The sequence below is a fragment of the Trinickia dabaoshanensis genome (assembly GCF_002879885.1).
GTDB lineage: Bacteria > Pseudomonadota > Gammaproteobacteria > Burkholderiales > Burkholderiaceae > Trinickia > Trinickia dabaoshanensis.
This window is the reverse complement of record NZ_PNYA01000007.1, coordinates 192,462-208,883: the sequence shown is the minus strand read 5'-3', so window position 1 is coordinate 208,883 and position 16,422 is coordinate 192,462. Positions and strand designations below refer to the sequence as shown.

Here is a 16,422-nt window from a genome sequence, read left to right as displayed (position 1 = left end):
TCGTGGTCGAACACGCTGACCCGTGCCGTTTGTCTCGCCCCGAATTCACCTTGCGGCCGTCGCTACCCGGTTACGCCCGGATGCCTATACACACGGCGACCAGCCGCAAACCGTCGATATACAAGGTCTTTTCATGAGCCTCAAATGCGGCATCGTCGGCTTGCCCAACGTCGGCAAGTCCACCCTGTTCAACGCCCTGACCAAGGCCGGCATCGCCGCCGAAAACTATCCGTTCTGCACGATCGAGCCGAACGTCGGTGTGGTCGAGGTGCCCGATGCGCGCCTTAAGGCCCTGTCCGAGATCGTCAAGCCCGAGCGCATCGTGCCGGCCGTCGTCGAATTCGTGGACATCGCCGGTCTCGTCGCGGGCGCGAGCAAGGGCGAAGGGCTCGGCAATCAATTCCTCGCGAACATCCGCGAAACCGATGCGATCACGCATGTCGTGCGCTGTTTCGAAGACGAGAACGTGATTCACGTCGCGGGCAAGGTCGATCCGCTCTCCGACATCGAAGTGATCAACACGGAGCTCGCGCTCGCCGATTTGGCGACCGTCGAAAAATCGCTCTCGCGTTATGCGAAGGCCGCCAAATCGGGCAACGATAAGGAAGCCGTAAAGCTCGCCGCCGTGCTCGAGAAGGCGCGCGCGCAGCTCGATACCGCCAAGCCGATTCGCGCCCTCGATCTCACCGATGACGAAACGGCATTGCTCAAGCCGTTTTGCCTCATCACCGCGAAACCGACGATGTACGTGGCCAACGTGAAGGACGACGGTTTCGAGAACAACCCGCATCTCGACGCGGTGCGCAAGTACGCCGAAGCGGAGAAATCGCCGGTGGTCGCGGTGTGCGCGGCGATCGAGGCGGAAATCGCCGATCTGGCCGACGAGGACAAGGAAGTGTTCTTGGCCGATATGGGCATGGACGAGCCGGGCCTGAACCGCGTGATCCGCGCGGGCTTCAAGCTGCTCGGCTTGCAGACGTATTTCACGGCCGGCGTGAAGGAAGTGCGCGCTTGGACGATCCACATCGGCGATACGGCACCGCAAGCGGCCGGTGTCATCCACACCGATTTCGAGCGCGGCTTCATTCGCGCTCAAACGATCTCGTTCGACGACTTCGTCGCGTACAAGGGTGAGCAAGGCGCGAAGGAAGCCGGCAAGATGCGCGCCGAAGGCAAGGAATATGTCGTGCACGACGGCGACGTCATGAACTTCTTGTTCAACGTCTAACCGTCCGCCGCTCATGCCCGTCAGAGGCGGTCATCGATATACCGTTCGATAATCGCCCCGTTCGCAGCCGAATTGCCTCAGATATCGAAGAACACCGTCTCGAGGCCGCCGTCCGGCGTGTCTTGCAGACGGATATCGAGGGCGTACACCGGCAAGCCGTCGCGTTGCGTGCGCCGCGCGATCAAGGTCTGACGTCTTACGTCCCATTCGATGCCCGTCAGAACCGGGTCGCTACGGTTCGCCTCGGCCTCGTCGTCGAAATACAACCGCGTATGCAGGCCGATGTTGATGCCGCGCGCGAACAGCACGAGACACGCATGCGGAGCTTGCGGCAACGCGCCCGCCCCGCTCACGCGTCCCGGCTTCACCGTTTCGAAGCGAAACACGCCGGTCTCGAAGCTCGCACAAGCGCGCCCCCAGCCGCGGAACGACGGATCGATCGGCCGATCTTGCCGATCCGCCGGATGCGCGTACTTACCGTCCGCGTTCGCCTGCCAAATTTCGACCAACACGTCGCGAACGAGCGAACCGGATCCGTCGAACACGCGCCCTTCGATCGCGATGCGCTCGCCGCGCGTCTCGGGCCCGACCAGCACCGGGCCGAAGTCGTTCTCGAAGATATCGAATCCGGCTTGCTTCGGCGCGAGTCCGATATGGACGTACGGGCCTGCCGTCTGCGAAGCGGTCTCGGGCAGACGGACCGGAGCAAACGACGCGATCGGAGAAAAACTGAAGCGGTCCATTACCGGTCTCCTTGTTTCGTCGCTTCGAAGTGCGTCATGCGCCGGCCGCGCAAGACGATGTCGAAGCGGTAGCAGCGGCTGTCGAGCGCGATGTTGTTGCCGATGTCTTGAAGCGCGATCAGCCCGCGCACCTGCTCCTCGCTCGGGATCGTCTTGATGATGGGACACTGCCCGATCATCGGATCGCCCTCGAAGTACATCTGCGTGATGAGCCGCTGTGCCCAGCCATCCCCGCTCAGCGAATAGTGAATGTGCGAAGGCCGCCAATCGTTGATCCGGTTGCGCCAGGGATAGGGGCCCGGCTTGATGGTCCGATAGAAGTAATAGCCGTTTTCATCCGTCAGCATGCGGCCGCAGCCCCCGAAGTTGGGATCGATCGGCGCGAGGTACTTGTCGTTGCGATGCCGATAACGCCCCCCCGCGTTGGCCTGCCAAACCTCGACCAAAGCATTCGGCACGGGGCGCCCGAATTCGTCCCGCACGTAACCGTGCACGACGATGCGCTCGCCGATGGGCAAGCCTTCCTTCGCGAAGTTGAGAATCAGGTCGTTGTCCAACGGCCCCAGTTCGTCCGCGCGAAACACCGGACCCGTGCGTTCCGACACGGTGTTGAGCGTCGAAATCAACGCATTGCGCGGCGAACGCAGCACACTCGTCTTGTAGCCCGGCGTATAAGCCGCCGGGTGCACGGCCGTGTCGCGCTGGGCGAAATCGCCGTAGGGTCGGCCCGTAACAGGCGTCGATGTCTCCGACATGGTGTCGCTCTCCTCCATATGAGGGCCCGCCGCGTCGTGCAACGGGCTCCGAAGTTTTCGCCGCTTACTCTATGGCGCATGCCCTCGCGCGTAAATTGACTTCCGTTCCGGCGATCCATAACCTGTGGTAATGGAAACCCGAATCAGTTTTCGTCACGTCAGTTGTTTTCTGGCGATAGCGCGCGAGCGCCATCTCGGCCGAGCCGCAGGACGGCTGAACTTGACGCAGCCCGCCGTTTCGAAAACGCTGTCCGAGCTCGAATCGCTCGCGGGCGTTCGGCTCGTCGAACGCGGCAGACATGGCGCACGATTGACGCAAGCCGGCGAGCATTTCCTGCGTTACGCCATCGGCGTCGAGCAGGCGATGGAGTCGGCCGCCTCGGCCTTGCAAGGCCCCGGGGTGGCGCCCACGGTGATCCTCGAACTCGGCGCTTTGCCGACCGTGGCGAGCGCGATCTTGCCCGATGCCCTGACGCGGCTTCGCCAGGATCGGCCGCAAACCGGCGTTCGACTGCATACGGCGACGAACGAGTCGCTGCTGGCCGCGCTCAAGGCGGGACGGCTCGACTGCGTCATCGGGCGAATGGCGGAGCCATCGATGATGCAAGGCGTATCGTTCGAATTGCTGTACGCCGAGCCGCTCGTCATGGCCGTGCAGCCCAGGCATCCGTTGCTCGGCGAGCGCGCGGTGTCGCCGCAATCGGTCCTCGGCTATCCGCTCGTCGTGTCGCCAAGCGGCACGGTGCCGAGGCTGCACACCGACGCCTTCTTCGACGCCCATGCGTTGCGGGTCCCGGGCGCCTGTACCGAGACGCTGTCGGTGTCCGTCGCACGGCTTCTCGCCCGGCGCTCCGATGCCGTCTGGATCACGCCCGCATCCGCGGTACGCGACGACTTGCAGCGCGGCGAACTCGCCCGCCTGCCGCTCGTCATTCCCAATGCGCAAGAGCCCGTCGGCATTCTCCGGCGCAGTGAAGCGCAGCCGCCCGAGATCGTGGAAGCGCTGGCCGAGATTCTGAGGGCGCTAACTGCCACCGGCGGCTGACTTGACCGCCTCCCTTTTCGGAGCTTAGGATGGGACTCTCGTTCGATATTCACGCATTCGTTCGATAATCGCGCATCATAGCTCCAGTTCCTCATCGCCACATCCGACGCCTATGTTCGCGTACCCAGGACGACTCAACGACCGGCTGACTTCCACCGACGCGATGCTTGCCGTCTTCGCGCCGCAGGCAACCGTGCAACGCATGCTCGATGTCGAAGCGGCGCTCGCCCACGCCCTCGGCCAAGCCGGCGTGATTCCGGCCGATGCCGTCGCACCCATCGAAGCGGCGTGCCATGCCGATCGAATCGACGCCGATGCGTTGACCGCGGCAGCGGCAAGCGCCGGCAATCTCGCGATACCGCTCGTCAAGCAATTGACTGCGCGCGTTGCCGAACATGCGCCCGAAGCCGCGAAATACGTGCATTGGGGCGCGACGAGCCAGGACATCATCGATAGCGGCGCGGTGCTTCAGTTGCGCGATGCGCTCGATCTCATCGAGACGGGCCTCGATGCCCTTTGCGGCGTGTTGGCCCGCCAGGCGGCGGCGTACCGCGACACGCCGATGATTGGCCGCACCTGGCTGCAACAAGCGTTGCCGATCACGCTGGGTCTGAAGTTCGCCCAGTGGCTCGACGCCCTCGAGCGCCACCGCGAGCGCCTTGGCCAGTTGCGTGGCCGCGCGCTCGCCCTTCAATTCGGCGGTGCGGCAGGCACGCTTGCCAGTCTCGGCGAGAAGGCGCAGCCCGTCGCGCAAGCGCTGGCGCAGGCGCTCGCATTGCCTTTGCCGAATGTGCCTTGGCATACGCAACGCGACCGCGTAGCCGAAGCCGCGACCGTGCTCGGTCTTTTGACGGGGACGCTCGGCAAGATCGCGCGCGACGTCTCGCTGCAGATGCAGACCGAAATCGGCGAACTGGCGGAGCCGTCGTCATCCGGCAAAGGCGGCTCGTCCACCATGCCGCACAAGCGCAATCCGGTGGGTTGCGCTGCCGCGCTAACGGCCGCCGCCCGCGTGCCGGCACTCGTCGCGACGATGCTCGCGGCCATGGTGCAAGAACACGAGCGCGCCCTCGGAGGCTGGCAGGCCGAATGGGAAACGTTGCCCGACATCGCCCGGCTGTGCGCCGGCGCGCTGGCGAACGTGACCGACATCGCGGAAGGACTCGACGTCGATACGGCTCGGCTCTCGGCGAACCTCGATATGACGCGTGGCTTGATTCTGGGCGAGGCCGTCATGCTCGCCTTGGGCAGCACGCTCGGACGCCTCGCGGCCCACGAGCTCGTCGAACACGCCTCGCGCGAGGCGATTCGAAGCGGACGCACGCTGCGTCAAGTGCTCGAAGAGAACCCCGAGGTCGCACGTGCGTTGGACACTCTGCAGCTCGACGCGCTGTTCGACCCCGCGAACTACAGCGGCCAGGCCCGGCAATTCGTCGATGCGGTGCTCGCACGCCACCGCGCGGCGCGCGCGTGACCTTCTCCTTTTTTCCCAACGAATCGCTCGGCGAGCCACCCCAATGAACGACGAAGAACGCTATGAAGCAGGCATGCAGGTGCGACGCGCGGTACTGGGCGACGCCCATGTGGATCGCTCGCTTGCCAATCGCTCGGCACTGACCGAGGAATTCCAGGACTTGATCACACGCTACGCGTGGGGAGAAATCTGGACGCGCGAGGGATTGCCGCGCCACACGCGAAGCCTCATTACGATCGCCATGATGGTCGCGCTGAATCGCAGCGAGGAATTGGCCCTGCATCTGCGCGCCGCCGCGAACAACGGGGTCACGCGCGACGAAATCAAGGAAGTGCTGATGCAAACCGCGATCTATTGCGGGGTGCCCGCGGCGAACTCGGCGTTTCACTTGGCCGAACGCATCTTTCAAGAGTTGGACGCGCAACAGGCTTGATACAACGGCGCGCCGAAGAGGAAACTTCGGCGCGCGGCTCGATACGGCACTACCCTATCGTCAGAACAGGGTCGCGATACCCAGCATGCCGACGAATTGCCCGTGTGTTGCCGACGGCGTGCCGTTTTGCGAGTCGCCGACCGACGGCGCCGCGTCGACGATACTGCCGGCAGCGTTCAGCGTTTGGCCGCTGGCATGCTGGTAACCCTGGAGCGCGTAGAGCGTCGTGCGCTTGGACAGGTGGTAGGCCTCCTTCAGCGAATACTGCGCGTAGCGCGCCGCGCTGCCGATGCCGTTCGACTTCGATGCCGCGGTGAACGCAACGCCGGCACCCGCGTCGAATTGGGGCGTGAAGCGATACACGCCCAGCGCGGCGTACGTGTTGAACACCGCCGTCGAGCCAAACAGCGAGTGCGCGCCGCTGCGGTATTCGACGTTCGAGTACGAGAGTCCCAACGTCAAATTTCCGAGCGTATAGTTGCCGGCGGCGGCGACGTGCTGTATCGCCTTCGCCGAAACATACCCCGCGTTGAGCGCCGACACGCCGAAGCTTCCCGTCGATGCAGGATCGAAGCCGGTCGTCTGCTGAGCGTTGTTCATGCGCAAGTATCCGAGCGAGAGCGTCACCGGACCGTTCAGGTAGCGCAATGCACCGCTATAGGTCTGCCCTTTTCCCGTACTGCCCGCGATACCGCCCAGCGCGTACATCGCGCTTGCTTGGAAACCACCCCAATTCGGCGACGTGTACACGAGCGAGTTGTTGATACGCACCGTCGTATCGAGTCCGTCGATATCGCCGGGATGCGCGCCGGTTGCGCCGGTCAGCCACGAGCTCCCGGTCAAAGGCCCGACGAACATGTAATAGGGCGTGTATTGGCGCCCGGCCGTCAGCGTGCCGAAGCGCGCGTTTTGAAGCCCCACGTACGCCTGCCGGTTGAACATGAGGCCCGACGAGGAAAGCGCCCCGGTGTTGAGGTCGAAGCCGTTCTGCAAATCGAAGATCGCGGTCGTACCGTTGCCGAGGTCTTCCTTGCCTTGCAACCCGAACTTCGATGCGTAGAGGTTGCCCTGCCGCATATACACGTTCGAGTGGCCTTTTTGATTGCTGACATACGTCAATGCGTCGTCCACCGCGCCGTAAAGCGTGACGGTACTTTGCGCGAACGCCGGCATGCATGCGAGCGCGGCGGCGCAAGGCAGTAAGCGGCCCATTTTGAAGCTGTTGGTCTTCATCGAACTTGTCTCCCATCTCCAAAGGTTCACCGCCACGGGTGGATCCCGTGGTCTGTCTGATCATCTAAATGAAAAGAACCGTCCGGCCGCTAGCTGCGGCCACGCTCCAGGCGTTGGCGAGCCTGAGCGGCCAGCCTCACCGCGGCGTTGGCTGCGCCATAACCGTCGTACCCGCCGCGTCGCTCGACGATTTCGAGGAAAAAGCGGCGATCGAGCGTTTCCGTGTATGCGTGCAAGAACTCACCGCCGCGCTCGTCGCGGTCATAAAGAAGGTTGTGAGCTTGCAACCGTGCGAGTAACGATTCGGGCAGCGCACAGCGCGCTTGGAGATCGTCGTAGTAGTTGCGTGGAATGCGCAGCAGCGGCAGACCCGCCGCTTCGAACTCGGACACGGCGCGGAAGATATCGGCCGTGCCGAATGCAACGTGATTCAATCCGGTACCGTGATACGCCTCGACGGTCTCGGCCACGGCCGTATGAGGATCGACCGATGCGTTGAGCACCAAACGCACCGAACGGTCCTCGTTGCTGAACGCACGGGAGCGCACCAGGCCGTAGGGGTCCGGTACGACGACCCCGGTCGATGCCTGCAGGCCGAATACGGCCTTCAGAAAAAGCGTCCACGTGTCCAGTGCGCCCATCGGCAACGCCAAACAAACATGATCGATACCGGTGAGCGGCGCAACCTCGCTCGGGCCGTCGATATCCGTCAGCACGAAGTCCGCCTCGAACAAGGTCGGCTGCCCCGATTCTTCGTTCACTAAGTAGTTAAGACTTCCATCGGGAGAACGAACCGCCGGGACGACGCGCTCTTCCGGGCCCACGAGCCCCGAGAACGATGCGTAGCCGAAACCGGCAGCGCGTTCGAGCGCGAGTTTGGCGTCGTCGAGACGAAATGCCGATGCGCATAGCGAGAGGCCGTGCTGCTGAAAGAAGGCGCTCGCGAACGAATCGGGTTCCGCATTCAGGACGATAGCCGCCGCGCCGTGACGATACAGCGTCACCTCTTTCGAGCGATGCCGTCCAGCGCGGCGGAAACGCAGCTTCTCGAGCCAGTCGACGACGTGCGCGCATGAGGCCGCGTCGACCGCGAATTCGAGAAATTGCGTCGACAAACTCGTCGGTGGCGCTGGCGGAACGTGCGCAGGCAACCGCGCGCTGAACCGTTCGCTTCGCAACGACGCGCGCGTTTGCTCCTCGAGCAGCAATAGCGAGCGGTACCCGTCGGCTGCGGTCGCGGCAGGCGGTGCGCCGCGAAAGCCGTCGTTGAATATCTCGAGAGAGAGCGGCCCCCGGTACCCGCTTTCGACGACACGAGCGGCAAACTCGCCCAGCGCAAACTCGCCTTGCCCAGGGAAACATCGATAGTGCCGGCTCCACTCGAGCACGTCCATGTTCACGAGCGGCGCGTCGGCAATCTGCACGAATCCGATTTTCTCGCCGGGAATGGTCGCAATTTCGTCGACCGGATCGCCGATCGACAGCGTATGGAAACTATCGAGTGCGAGCGCGAGGTTCGGCGAATCGACCGCCTGTATGAGCTTCCAAGCATGGCGATAGGAATTGACATACTGCCCCCACGCCAGCGCTTCGTAACACGCGACGACGCCGGCCGCTTGCGCGTGCTGCGCCAGCACGCCGAGCTGATCGACGATCAGGCCGTCGTCGCGAGCGGTATCGGCCGACGCGTTGCTGCACACGAGCAGCCGGTCCGTGCCGAGTGCATGCATCACGTCGAACTTGCGTTTGACGCGTTCGACATTACGCGCGAGCCGCTCGGCGCTCACGCCTTCGAAGTCCCGAAACGGCTGATAGAGCACGATCCGCAAGTCGAGGTCGGCCGCGATCGCGCGCACGTCCGCCGGCGTGCCGTCGTAGTACAGAAGATCGTTCTCGAAGATCTCGACACATCGAAACCCGGCAGCGTGGATCGCCCGAAGCTTCTCGACGAGCGTGCCGCTGATCGAAACGGTCGCGATCGATCGCTGCAACGGCGCATCGGCATGATGAAAAGTACGGTTCTGCATGGGCATTGCGCTGCACTGAAAGCGATGAACGAAGCACGCGAAGCCGGTCGCGCCGCACGGACATTCATACGAATGCGGCCGGCGCGGGCCTGACTCGAACGCAGTCTCAAACACGGCGAACTGTACGTGAACTAACTAGTTGGTACAAATTCTCGAAAACCCTAGAATGACTTCGAATGCGAGCGGCGTCACACTGGCGCACATCCGGAACGGTGCGGCCGCGTTCATGCAGCGTTCCCTTACATCACGGAGTAGCGGTAATGACTTTTGCTTCTGTACTGGTCCTGAACGGGCCGAACCTCAATCTGCTCGGCACGCGGGAGCCGGGCATCTATGGCAGCGAAACGCTTGCCGACGTTGCGCGACGATGCGCGCAAGCGGGCGAACGCCTCGGGCTCGCCGTCGATTTCAGGCAGTCGAATGCCGAGCATCAATTGATCGACTGGCTGCACGAGGCACGCGAACGCATCGACGGCATCGTCATCAATCCCGCCGCTTACACGCACACATCGGTCGCATTGGCCGACGCGCTGACGGCAATCGCCAAGCCCGTGATCGAGGTCCACATCTCGAACGTCCATAAGCGCGAAGCGTTCAGGCACCACTCGTACGTCTCGCCGATCGCGGAGGCGATCATCGTCGGCTGCGGCACCCAGGGTTACGTCTTGGCACTCGAACGAATGGCCGTCCTGCTCGAGAAAGGGACGAAGCAATGAGCGTCGAAACACAGCAAGACAAGCGCTCGATCCTCGTCGGGCTGATCGGTGCAGGCATTGCCGGTTCGTTGAGTCCGGCGATGCACGAGGAAGAAGCCCGCCAACAAGGGTTGACGTGCGTATACCGGCGCATCGACCTCGAAACGTTGGGGCTCGACCCGAGCGCGTTGCCCGACTTGCTGGCCGCCGCCGAGCAGATGGGTTTCGACGGCCTGAACATCACCTATCCGTGCAAACAGGCGGTCATTCCCCTGCTCGATGAGCTTTCGGACGACGCTCGCGCGCTGGGCGCCGTCAATACCGTGCTGTTCAAGCAAGGCAAGCGATACGGCTACAACACCGATTGGTCCGGCTTCACGCGCTCATTCAAGCGGGGCCTGCCCGACGCATCGCTTGCACGTGTGGTGCAACTTGGGGCGGGGGGCGCGGGCGCGGCAGTGGCGCACGCCGCACTGAGCCTCGGGGCCGAGCGGTTGACGCTATTCGATACGGACGCCGCGCGCGCAGCCTCGCTCGCGGCCGAACTGCAACGCCGGTTTCCGGCGGCCGACGTGGTCTCGGGCGGTTCGCTCGCGAACGTCGTGCGCGAGGCGACCGGACTCATCCACGCCACGCCGACGGGGATGGCCAAGCTGCCGGGCATGCCGTTGCCCGCCGAGTTGCTGCATCGGGCCCTTTGGGTTGCCGACATCGTCTACTTCCCGATCCGCACCGCGCTCATCGACGCCGCCGAGGCGATCGGCTGCCGGACGCTGAGCGGCGGCGGCATGGCCGTCTACCAGGCGGTGGACGCGTTTCGCATTTTCACCGGCGTGGAACCGAACGCCGACCGGATGTACGCGCATCTACAGGCGTTACTCGCGCGATAGCTCGCGCCAATTCAACGATATCGACTTAAGTCGACAGGAGACGAAAAGACATGGCCCCTCCCATTTCACCGCGCTCGCTCAGTCCAGCGCAGTTGCAAGCGGCTGCGCAACCCTCCACGGTCCGGCGCTCGCGCGCGCGCTATCGTGTCCTCGGTTTGCTGGCCGTCGGGACGATGATCAACTATCTCGATCGGACTGTGCTCGGCATCGCTGCGCCGCAGTTGACGAAAGAGCTCGGAATCAGCGCGGCGCTGATGGGCGTGATCTTTTCGGCGTTTTCGTGGAGCTACGTCGTCGCTCAAATACCCGGCGGCGTGTTCCTCGACCGTTTCGGCAGCAAGCTGACGTACTTCCTCGCGATGACGCTCTGGTCGCTGTGCACGCTGGTGCAAGGTCTCGTGACCGGCGTCGGCGCCCTCGTCGCTTGCAGGCTGGGGCTCGGCGTCACGGAGTCGCCGTGCTTTCCGACCAACAGCCGAATCGTGGCGACATGGTTTCCGCAAACCGAACGCGCCTTTGCGACGGGCACGTATACCGTGGGCGAATATATCGGCCTCGCCTTCTTCAGTCCTCTTTTGTTCGCGTTGATGGGCGCATTCGGATGGCGCTCGCTGTTTTACGTGGTGGGTGGTGTGGGCATCGCGTTCGGCCTGCTTTGGTGGCGTTTTTATCGAGAACCGCGCGATCATCCGGCCGCGAACGAAGCGGAACTCGCTTACATCGAGGCAGGCGGCGGCCTGGCGCGGCATAGCACGAAGGAAGACGCGGGCCATCGGGCGAAAGTCGATTGGCGCAACATCGGCCGTCTGCTCAAGCATCGCCAACTCACCGGCATTTGCCTGGGCCAATTCGCCGGCAACTCGACGCTCGTCTTTTTTCTGACCTGGTTTCCGACCTATCTGGCCACGGAGCGCCACATGGGTTGGCTGAAGATCGGCTTCTTCGCGGTCATGCCTTTCATCGCCGCGTCGATCGGCGTAACGTTCGGCGGCGCGTTCTCCGACTGGCTCTTGCGTCGCGGGAAGTCGCCGAACGTCGCGCGCAAGCTGCCGATCATCGCCGGGCTGTTGCTTGCCTCGACGATCGTCCTCGCGAATTTCGTGCAGAGCAACACGGCCGTCATCGCCATCTTGTCGCTCGCATTCTTCGCGCAAGGCATGGCGGCGCTCGGGTGGACGCTCGTGTCGGACATTGCTCCCGACGGCCTGCTCGGTTTGACGGGCGGGATCTTCAACGTGGCGGCGAATCTCGCGGGCATCATCACACCGCTCGTCATCGGGCTCATCGTCGGCGCGACGGGTTCGTTCGTCGGCGCGCTCGCCTTTATCGGCGTCATCGCGCTGATCGGGGCGGCCTCTTATATCTTCATCGTCGGCGATATCAAGCGGATCGAACTGTAAAACGCGGCGGCCGGGATCGGACGGGTCCGGCCGGCTGGCCCCCGCCGGTCGGGGCAAGGCGCCATGCTAGAATCGCGCGCATTCACTCTGAAGACCCTAGACGACATGGGAAGACCGGCGGCCTCGTCCAATAGCGCCCGCGCCAAGATCGACGCTCGACGCAAGTACGATCCGGAAGAGACCAAGCGCAACATCCTCGAAGTCGCGACGGCCGAATTCTCCGCCATGGGACTCGCCGGCGCGCGCGTCGATTCGATCGCCGAGCGCACGAATACGACGAAGCGCATGCTTTATTACTACTTCGGCAGCAAGGAAGGGCTGTACGAAGCAGTACTCGACAAGGTGTACGGCGATATCCGCACGCTCGAGCAAGACTTGCACGTGAGCGAGCTGGAGCCGATCGAGGGCATGCGCAGGCTCGTCGAATTCACGTTCGATTACCACGACCGGCATCGCGACTTCGTGCGGCTCGTGACGATCGAAAACATTCACGGCGCAAAGTACCTCGAGCAACTCAAAACGTTCCGCAGCCGTAATGCGAGCGTGATCGCCACGATCGAGGATCTACTCACGCGCGGTGTCGCGTCCGGCCAGTTCAGGGATGACGTCGACCCGATCGATCTGCATCTGATGATCAGTTCGCTGTGCTTTCATCGCGTGAGCAATCGATCGACGTTCGGCACCGCGTTCGGGCGCGATCCGTCCCACCCGCGCCTGCGGGCGAAACACCGCGAGATGATCGTCGATGCGGTCTTGCGCTTCTTGAAAAAGTAGCCGAGCGGCGCACATCGTCCGCACCGATTTCGAGCGCGGTTTTATTCGCGCTCAACCGGCGTTTGCATGGGACGCCATGCTCCGGCGCGGTCAGTGCGGTTTGTGGCCCGGAGTGGCCGATAGCTTCTTAACCATCGCCTTGGTGGCAGCGGTTACACAGATCGTCTGCGCCGTTGGCCGCATGGAACCGTCGCCCCATTCTTTACGGGCCGATTGCTCGCATGCGGTATCGCGCGCCTTCTTCCATCTCGCGATCCGCTCGTCGAGAACGGCTTTCCCGTCCGGATGTTCGCTGTCTCGGGAATCGACGACTCGTTGCAACTCTCGCTCGGCGACGATCCGGTCGCGCCATGCACAGAAATTCATGCTGGTCTGGTTGGACTCGCAGTCGGCAAGCAATGCGTTGACCTCGCTTGCCGGCAAGCCGCTGTGCGCCGCGATCTCGTCGGCCGGTGTCTGATCAGCGAAGACCCGGGTCGAAGCCAACACGACTACCGCAAGAACAAGCTTTTTCATGGACGTGTGCCCCGCTGGCGAAACGGCGCGGACTCCAGTCGGCGGCGATTGACGAGGCCATTCGACCGCACGGGAGCCAAACGACGTCCGTCCGCGTCTCGAGGATGGATATACACGCGTTGCGTCATGTGTGAAACAACACCTGTATCGTCACTTTGGTTCGCCGCCTGAAGAACGGTCCGCGCGCCTGACGCCCCCGCGTTGTATGTGTAGCTAACCAGTTCATCGAACTGATCCTGCGTAAGCGTTCGATTATTAACAAGACGGCGCACTGCCACCTCGGCGCGACTTACACCGACGGCAAGCTGCGCGTTTACCTGTGCCACCGTCACCGGCCGCACGAGTTCTTCCGGCGTACAAGGCCCCGTATGCGCGAGTGTTCCAACGCCGAAAGTACAGTTGTTCGCTTGATCGTTGTAGTAAGCCATGACCGCATGTTCGCGAGCGCGCAAAGCCATCCAGCCAGCTTGGCTCAAGCTCATATTTTCGTTTGCCATTTGTCGCCCTCTCAAAGCGCTATTTATGTCCGCGACGGCTGCGCGGACCAGCACTGTATCACTACACCTCGATACCTCATGGCCGACGGGCCCCTCGTGCAACGCGTTCTTAATGCGATGGGGTTAGGATCGCGACATGCCACGAATGAAGACGGAAATGTCTTATATGCTGCCCGACGACGCGAATTTCCCCGAAGCGCAATCCTCATTGACGGATAGCTATCGAACGACGGTGCCGGAGATCATTCGTCGATACCTCAGGCTCGATAAGCGCGGCAAGATTCGCTACAGGATCAAATCGACCGGCGAAGTGGTTATGGAACGCGTGACTGCTATGGATGAGAGTGACCCCGCGCTCGCCCCGCTACTAGCGTTTCCCGCTCATGACATCGTAGCGCTCCCTGCAATGGTGCGCTCCTTTCCGCCCGAATTGGTAGAGCGCGCGCGGGCGTTGGTGAAGAATGTGGATATTGAGATTAATGCCCCTCTTTCGCCGGACGATGAATGACGACATCCGCCGAGAGTTCAAGGCACCGCCCTACGCGTGCGCGTTGACCGGGCAAATCCCCACGCTTCTCAGTTCTTGTCCTGCCGCGGCCAAGCGCTCGATCGCCGCCACCGCCGCACGCAAGCCATCCTCTTCCCGCATGGCGGCGCCCAACTGCTCGGCACGCGCTTGCGCCGTGCTCAGCAAGCCGAAGTCGATGGCACTCGCAAACGCCGCCGCCGTGGGGGCATTGCCGTCCACCGCGGGCGCGGCAACGCCGAGCCGGTGCAGTCGATCGGCCCAAAAACACTGATCACCCGCAAACGGGACGACGACCGACGGCTTGCCCGCGCGCGTCGCCGAGTGGGTCGTCCCCGAACCGCCGTGATGCACGACGAGCGCGACGCGCGGAAAGAGCCACGCATGCGACGTTTCGCCGACGACATGAAAATTCGGCGGCAAGCGCGACGCATCGTTGCCGCTCCATCCCGGGTAGAAGAGCGCACGACGACCGCCGATCGCCTCGATCAGCGCAGGCAAGAGCCGCTCCCTATCGAACCCGGCCATACTGCCGAAGCCGACATAAATCGGCGGCTCGCCGGCCTGCAAAAACGTCGAAAGCGCCTCGGGCGGCGACCACTCCCGATCGTCGTCCACCGGCGCCGCCCATTGTCCGCACACCATCGCGTGCGCCGGCCAATCGGCAGGCTGCGGCAGCAATGTGCGCGAAACGCCATACAGAATCGGATGGTCGGTCCAATTTCGCGTGCGCGGCGCGAGCGAACAAACCTCGACGCGCGCCGCGTTCGTCGCACGGCGAAACGCGCGCCAGATCATGCCGTTGACGAACGTATGACTCATGCGATGCAAGAAACCAGGCACAATGCCCGGCTGCAAGAACGGCGAGGCGAACTCGCGTGTCGGCGTGATCGGTATCATCGAGGCGCCGATCGCGGGAATCCTCAAATGCTCGGCGACCGATAATCCGACGAACGACGCCAACGCGGACACAATAATCGCATCGCTGCCGTCGGCCGCCGTCTTGACCTCGCGCATCCAAGCGGCCGTATTGGCGTTGGCGATCGCGGCAAGCGCCTTGGCGGTGGCCTGAACCCCGGTATGCTTCCCGACGATCTCACCCAAGCTGGCCCCCGGCATCAACGCTTCCTTGATGTCGCCCGAGAGCGGCGAGCAGGGCACCCCGAGCGCATGCGCCGAATGCAGCGTCGCACCGTCGGCGAGCAAGCGCGTCTCGTGGCCAGCGTCCATCAGCGCGCGGCAAAGTGCGGCCAGCGGCCGGGTATCGCCTTCTGTCCCATACGTCGCTACGGTAAATTTCATGGTTCGTCGTCGGCCCGCTCAACACGGTCCGCGCCATAGATTCAGAAAAGAATACGTCGTATATTAATGCACGTCGTGCATTTTTTCAGAGAATATCACGCATGACAACTGTCGAGGACACGGGGCGCCGGGAGCGCAAGCGGTTGCAGATGGTCGCTCATCTGGTGGCGGTGGCCGGACGCCTGTTCGAGACGCAGGCCTACGGCAGCGTCACGATGGAGCAAATCGCGCTCGAGGCCGACGTGGCCAAGCGCACGCTGTACAACCATTTCCCGACGAAGGAAGCGCTGCTGGCGCATTGGCTGGAGGCCGAACTGAAGCGAGACTTGGAGCGGCTCGCGCCCGAGTTGCAGCGCCGGCGCGGCTTCGTCGCGCGCGTGTCGGCCGAACTCGATGCCTCGGCCGATTGGTGCGGGAGGCACCCCGCTCACCTTGCCGCTTACTTGCGGCATCGATTTTTGTCGCTCGGCGAGCCGCCGCCGCCCACCCCGGCGCGCGCCGATCCCGACCGCGGCGACATTGCGCTGCTGTGGCGTACGTTGATCGCCGAGGCGCAGGCCGCGGGCGAAGTAACCGACCGGTTCTCCACCGCTCAGCTCGCCAGTTGGTTTCACCACCTCTATCTGGGTACCTTGATGCGCTGGCTGATGCAGCCGAAGCTCGTGCTGCGCGAGGAGTTCGCGCAGATGGTGGCGCTTTTCATGGAGGGAGCCGGCGAGCGTGGCGGAGCGGCGTTGGAACGCTCGCCTGGCGGCGCGTGCTGATCGTGCGCATTGATTCGCGGGGGCTCGTTTCCGCGCCAACCGCGACGCGCGCTCGCCCCCGTTGATAAAATGACGCGTTGCAAGCGGTGACCAGCGTCCGCGTTTCACCTCCATTCACCC

Annotated in this window: 17 protein-coding genes; 10 read left to right on the top strand and 7 right to left on the bottom strand. The window is 63.4% G+C overall.

The features are described 5' to 3' along the window. Window positions 1-133 precede the first annotated feature (133 nt). Window positions 134-1,228: a redox-regulated ATPase YchF gene (gene ychF, locus C0Z18_RS10180; RefSeq protein ID WP_102645268.1), complete on the top strand. Its 1,095-nt coding sequence runs from the start codon at window positions 134-136 to the stop codon at window positions 1,226-1,228. 77 nt (window positions 1,229-1,305) lie between these two features. Here ychF and pcaG read toward each other — a convergent pair whose 3' ends face one another. Together pcaG and pcaH are read right to left on the bottom strand one after the other, a co-directional pair. Beyond that, a complete protein-coding gene (gene pcaG, locus C0Z18_RS10175; protein WP_102645267.1) occupies window positions 1,306-1,971 on the bottom strand; it encodes a protocatechuate 3,4-dioxygenase subunit alpha in 666 nt (221 codons plus the stop codon). Further along, entirely contained in the window at window positions 1,971-2,726 is a 756-nt protein-coding gene (gene pcaH, locus C0Z18_RS10170; protein ID WP_102645311.1) for a protocatechuate 3,4-dioxygenase subunit beta, read from the bottom strand. Before pcaH ends, pcaG begins: the two co-directional genes overlap by 1 nt. Window positions 2,727-2,856: 130 nt before the next feature. Here pcaH and C0Z18_RS10165 point away from each other — a divergent pair, with 130 nt between their 5' ends. The 3 genes from C0Z18_RS10165 to pcaC all read left to right on the top strand — a co-directional run bounded on the left by C0Z18_RS10165 (window position 2,857) and on the right by pcaC (window position 5,678). Continuing rightward, entirely contained in the window at window positions 2,857-3,771 is a 915-nt protein-coding gene (locus C0Z18_RS10165; protein ID WP_102645266.1) for a LysR substrate-binding domain-containing protein, read from the top strand. 112 nt (window positions 3,772-3,883) lie between these two features. Beyond that, entirely contained in the window at window positions 3,884-5,245 is a 1,362-nt protein-coding gene (locus tag C0Z18_RS10160; protein WP_102645265.1) for a 3-carboxy-cis,cis-muconate cycloisomerase, read from the top strand. 43 nt (window positions 5,246-5,288) lie between these two features. Further along, complete coding sequence (gene pcaC / locus C0Z18_RS10155) at window positions 5,289-5,678, top strand: 4-carboxymuconolactone decarboxylase (protein ID WP_102645264.1); 390 nt, start codon at window positions 5,289-5,291, stop codon at window positions 5,676-5,678. A 60-nt stretch (window positions 5,679-5,738) separates the two neighbouring features. Here pcaC and C0Z18_RS10150 read toward each other — a convergent pair whose 3' ends face one another. Both C0Z18_RS10150 and C0Z18_RS10145 read right to left on the bottom strand, forming a co-directional pair. After that, window positions 5,739-6,911 (bottom strand): porin, encoded by a 1,173-nt coding sequence (locus tag C0Z18_RS10150; protein ID WP_102645263.1) that lies wholly within the window; start codon window positions 6,909-6,911, stop codon window positions 5,739-5,741. 89 nt (window positions 6,912-7,000) lie between these two features. Next, window positions 7,001-8,902 (bottom strand): bifunctional sugar phosphate isomerase/epimerase/4-hydroxyphenylpyruvate dioxygenase family protein, encoded by a 1,902-nt coding sequence (locus C0Z18_RS10145; RefSeq protein ID WP_102645310.1) that lies wholly within the window; start codon window positions 8,900-8,902, stop codon window positions 7,001-7,003. Between the two features lie 296 nt (window positions 8,903-9,198). Between C0Z18_RS10145 and aroQ the strand changes: the two genes are divergently transcribed. The 4 genes from aroQ (at window position 9,199) to C0Z18_RS10125 (ending at window position 12,697) form a co-directional block, all read left to right on the top strand. Then, the gene (gene aroQ / locus C0Z18_RS10140; RefSeq protein WP_102645262.1) at window positions 9,199-9,654 is read left to right on the top strand and encodes a type II 3-dehydroquinate dehydratase; all 456 of its coding nucleotides are present in this window, start codon (window positions 9,199-9,201) and stop codon (window positions 9,652-9,654) included. After that, window positions 9,651-10,523 (top strand): shikimate dehydrogenase, encoded by an 873-nt coding sequence (locus C0Z18_RS10135; protein WP_102645261.1) that lies wholly within the window; start codon window positions 9,651-9,653, stop codon window positions 10,521-10,523. Before aroQ ends, C0Z18_RS10135 begins: the two co-directional genes overlap by 4 nt. 50 nt (window positions 10,524-10,573) lie before the next feature. Next, window positions 10,574-11,923: an MFS transporter gene (locus C0Z18_RS10130; RefSeq protein WP_102645260.1), complete on the top strand. Its 1,350-nt coding sequence runs from the start codon at window positions 10,574-10,576 to the stop codon at window positions 11,921-11,923. 105 nt (window positions 11,924-12,028) lie between these two features. Next, a complete protein-coding gene (locus C0Z18_RS10125; RefSeq protein ID WP_102645259.1) occupies window positions 12,029-12,697 on the top strand; it encodes a TetR/AcrR family transcriptional regulator in 669 nt (222 codons plus the stop codon). A 90-nt stretch (window positions 12,698-12,787) separates the two neighbouring features. Here C0Z18_RS10125 and C0Z18_RS10120 read toward each other — a convergent pair whose 3' ends face one another. After that, window positions 12,788-13,213 (bottom strand): lysozyme inhibitor LprI family protein, encoded by a 426-nt coding sequence (locus C0Z18_RS10120; protein WP_102645258.1) that lies wholly within the window; start codon window positions 13,211-13,213, stop codon window positions 12,788-12,790. Further along, on the bottom strand, window positions 13,210-13,710 hold the full coding sequence (locus tag C0Z18_RS10115; protein ID WP_199189423.1) for a glycoside hydrolase family protein: 501 nt from the start codon (window positions 13,708-13,710) through the stop codon (window positions 13,210-13,212). Before C0Z18_RS10115 ends, C0Z18_RS10120 begins: the two co-directional genes overlap by 4 nt. Window positions 13,711-13,846: 136 nt before the next feature. Between C0Z18_RS10115 and C0Z18_RS10110 the strand changes: the two genes are divergently transcribed. Then, complete coding sequence (locus C0Z18_RS10110; protein WP_233217256.1) at window positions 13,847-14,218, top strand: type II toxin-antitoxin system PrlF family antitoxin; 372 nt, start codon at window positions 13,847-13,849, stop codon at window positions 14,216-14,218. A 30-nt stretch (window positions 14,219-14,248) separates the two neighbouring features. On the opposite strand, the gene C0Z18_RS10105 is transcribed toward C0Z18_RS10110, so the two are convergent. Continuing rightward, window positions 14,249-15,538, bottom strand: coding sequence for a glycosyltransferase (locus C0Z18_RS10105; RefSeq protein ID WP_102645257.1), 1,290 nt, complete (start codon window positions 15,536-15,538; stop codon window positions 14,249-14,251). A gap of 101 nt (window positions 15,539-15,639) precedes the next feature. Here C0Z18_RS10105 and C0Z18_RS10100 point away from each other — a divergent pair, with 101 nt between their 5' ends. Continuing rightward, window positions 15,640-16,302: a TetR/AcrR family transcriptional regulator gene (locus C0Z18_RS10100; RefSeq protein WP_102645256.1), complete on the top strand. Its 663-nt coding sequence runs from the start codon at window positions 15,640-15,642 to the stop codon at window positions 16,300-16,302. The last annotated feature ends 120 nt before the right edge of the window (window positions 16,303-16,422 follow it).

Coding starts and splice junctions, on each gene's coding strand:
- ychF (WP_102645268.1), top strand. CDS start 134: ATGAGCCTCAAATGCGGCATCGTCGGCTTGCCCAACGTCGGCAAGTCC.
- pcaG (WP_102645267.1), bottom strand. CDS start 1,971: ATGGACCGCTTCAGTTTTTCTCCGATCGCGTCGTTTGCTCCGGTCCGT.
- pcaH (WP_102645311.1), bottom strand. CDS start 2,726: ATGTCGGAGACATCGACGCCTGTTACGGGCCGACCCTACGGCGATTTC.
- C0Z18_RS10165 (WP_102645266.1), top strand. CDS start 2,857: ATGGAAACCCGAATCAGTTTTCGTCACGTCAGTTGTTTTCTGGCGATA.
- C0Z18_RS10160 (WP_102645265.1), top strand. CDS start 3,884: ATGTTCGCGTACCCAGGACGACTCAACGACCGGCTGACTTCCACCGAC.
- pcaC (WP_102645264.1), top strand. CDS start 5,289: ATGAACGACGAAGAACGCTATGAAGCAGGCATGCAGGTGCGACGCGCG.
- C0Z18_RS10150 (WP_102645263.1), bottom strand. CDS start 6,911: ATGAAGACCAACAGCTTCAAAATGGGCCGCTTACTGCCTTGCGCCGCC.
- aroQ (WP_102645262.1), top strand. CDS start 9,199: ATGACTTTTGCTTCTGTACTGGTCCTGAACGGGCCGAACCTCAATCTG.
- C0Z18_RS10135 (WP_102645261.1), top strand. CDS start 9,651: ATGAGCGTCGAAACACAGCAAGACAAGCGCTCGATCCTCGTCGGGCTG.
- C0Z18_RS10130 (WP_102645260.1), top strand. CDS start 10,574: ATGGCCCCTCCCATTTCACCGCGCTCGCTCAGTCCAGCGCAGTTGCAA.
- C0Z18_RS10125 (WP_102645259.1), top strand. CDS start 12,029: ATGGGAAGACCGGCGGCCTCGTCCAATAGCGCCCGCGCCAAGATCGAC.
- C0Z18_RS10120 (WP_102645258.1), bottom strand. CDS start 13,213: ATGAAAAAGCTTGTTCTTGCGGTAGTCGTGTTGGCTTCGACCCGGGTC.
- C0Z18_RS10115 (WP_199189423.1), bottom strand. CDS start 13,710: ATGGCAAACGAAAATATGAGCTTGAGCCAAGCTGGCTGGATGGCTTTG.
- C0Z18_RS10110 (WP_233217256.1), top strand. CDS start 13,847: ATGCCACGAATGAAGACGGAAATGTCTTATATGCTGCCCGACGACGCG.
- C0Z18_RS10105 (WP_102645257.1), bottom strand. CDS start 15,538: ATGAAATTTACCGTAGCGACGTATGGGACAGAAGGCGATACCCGGCCG.
- C0Z18_RS10100 (WP_102645256.1), top strand. CDS start 15,640: ATGACAACTGTCGAGGACACGGGGCGCCGGGAGCGCAAGCGGTTGCAG.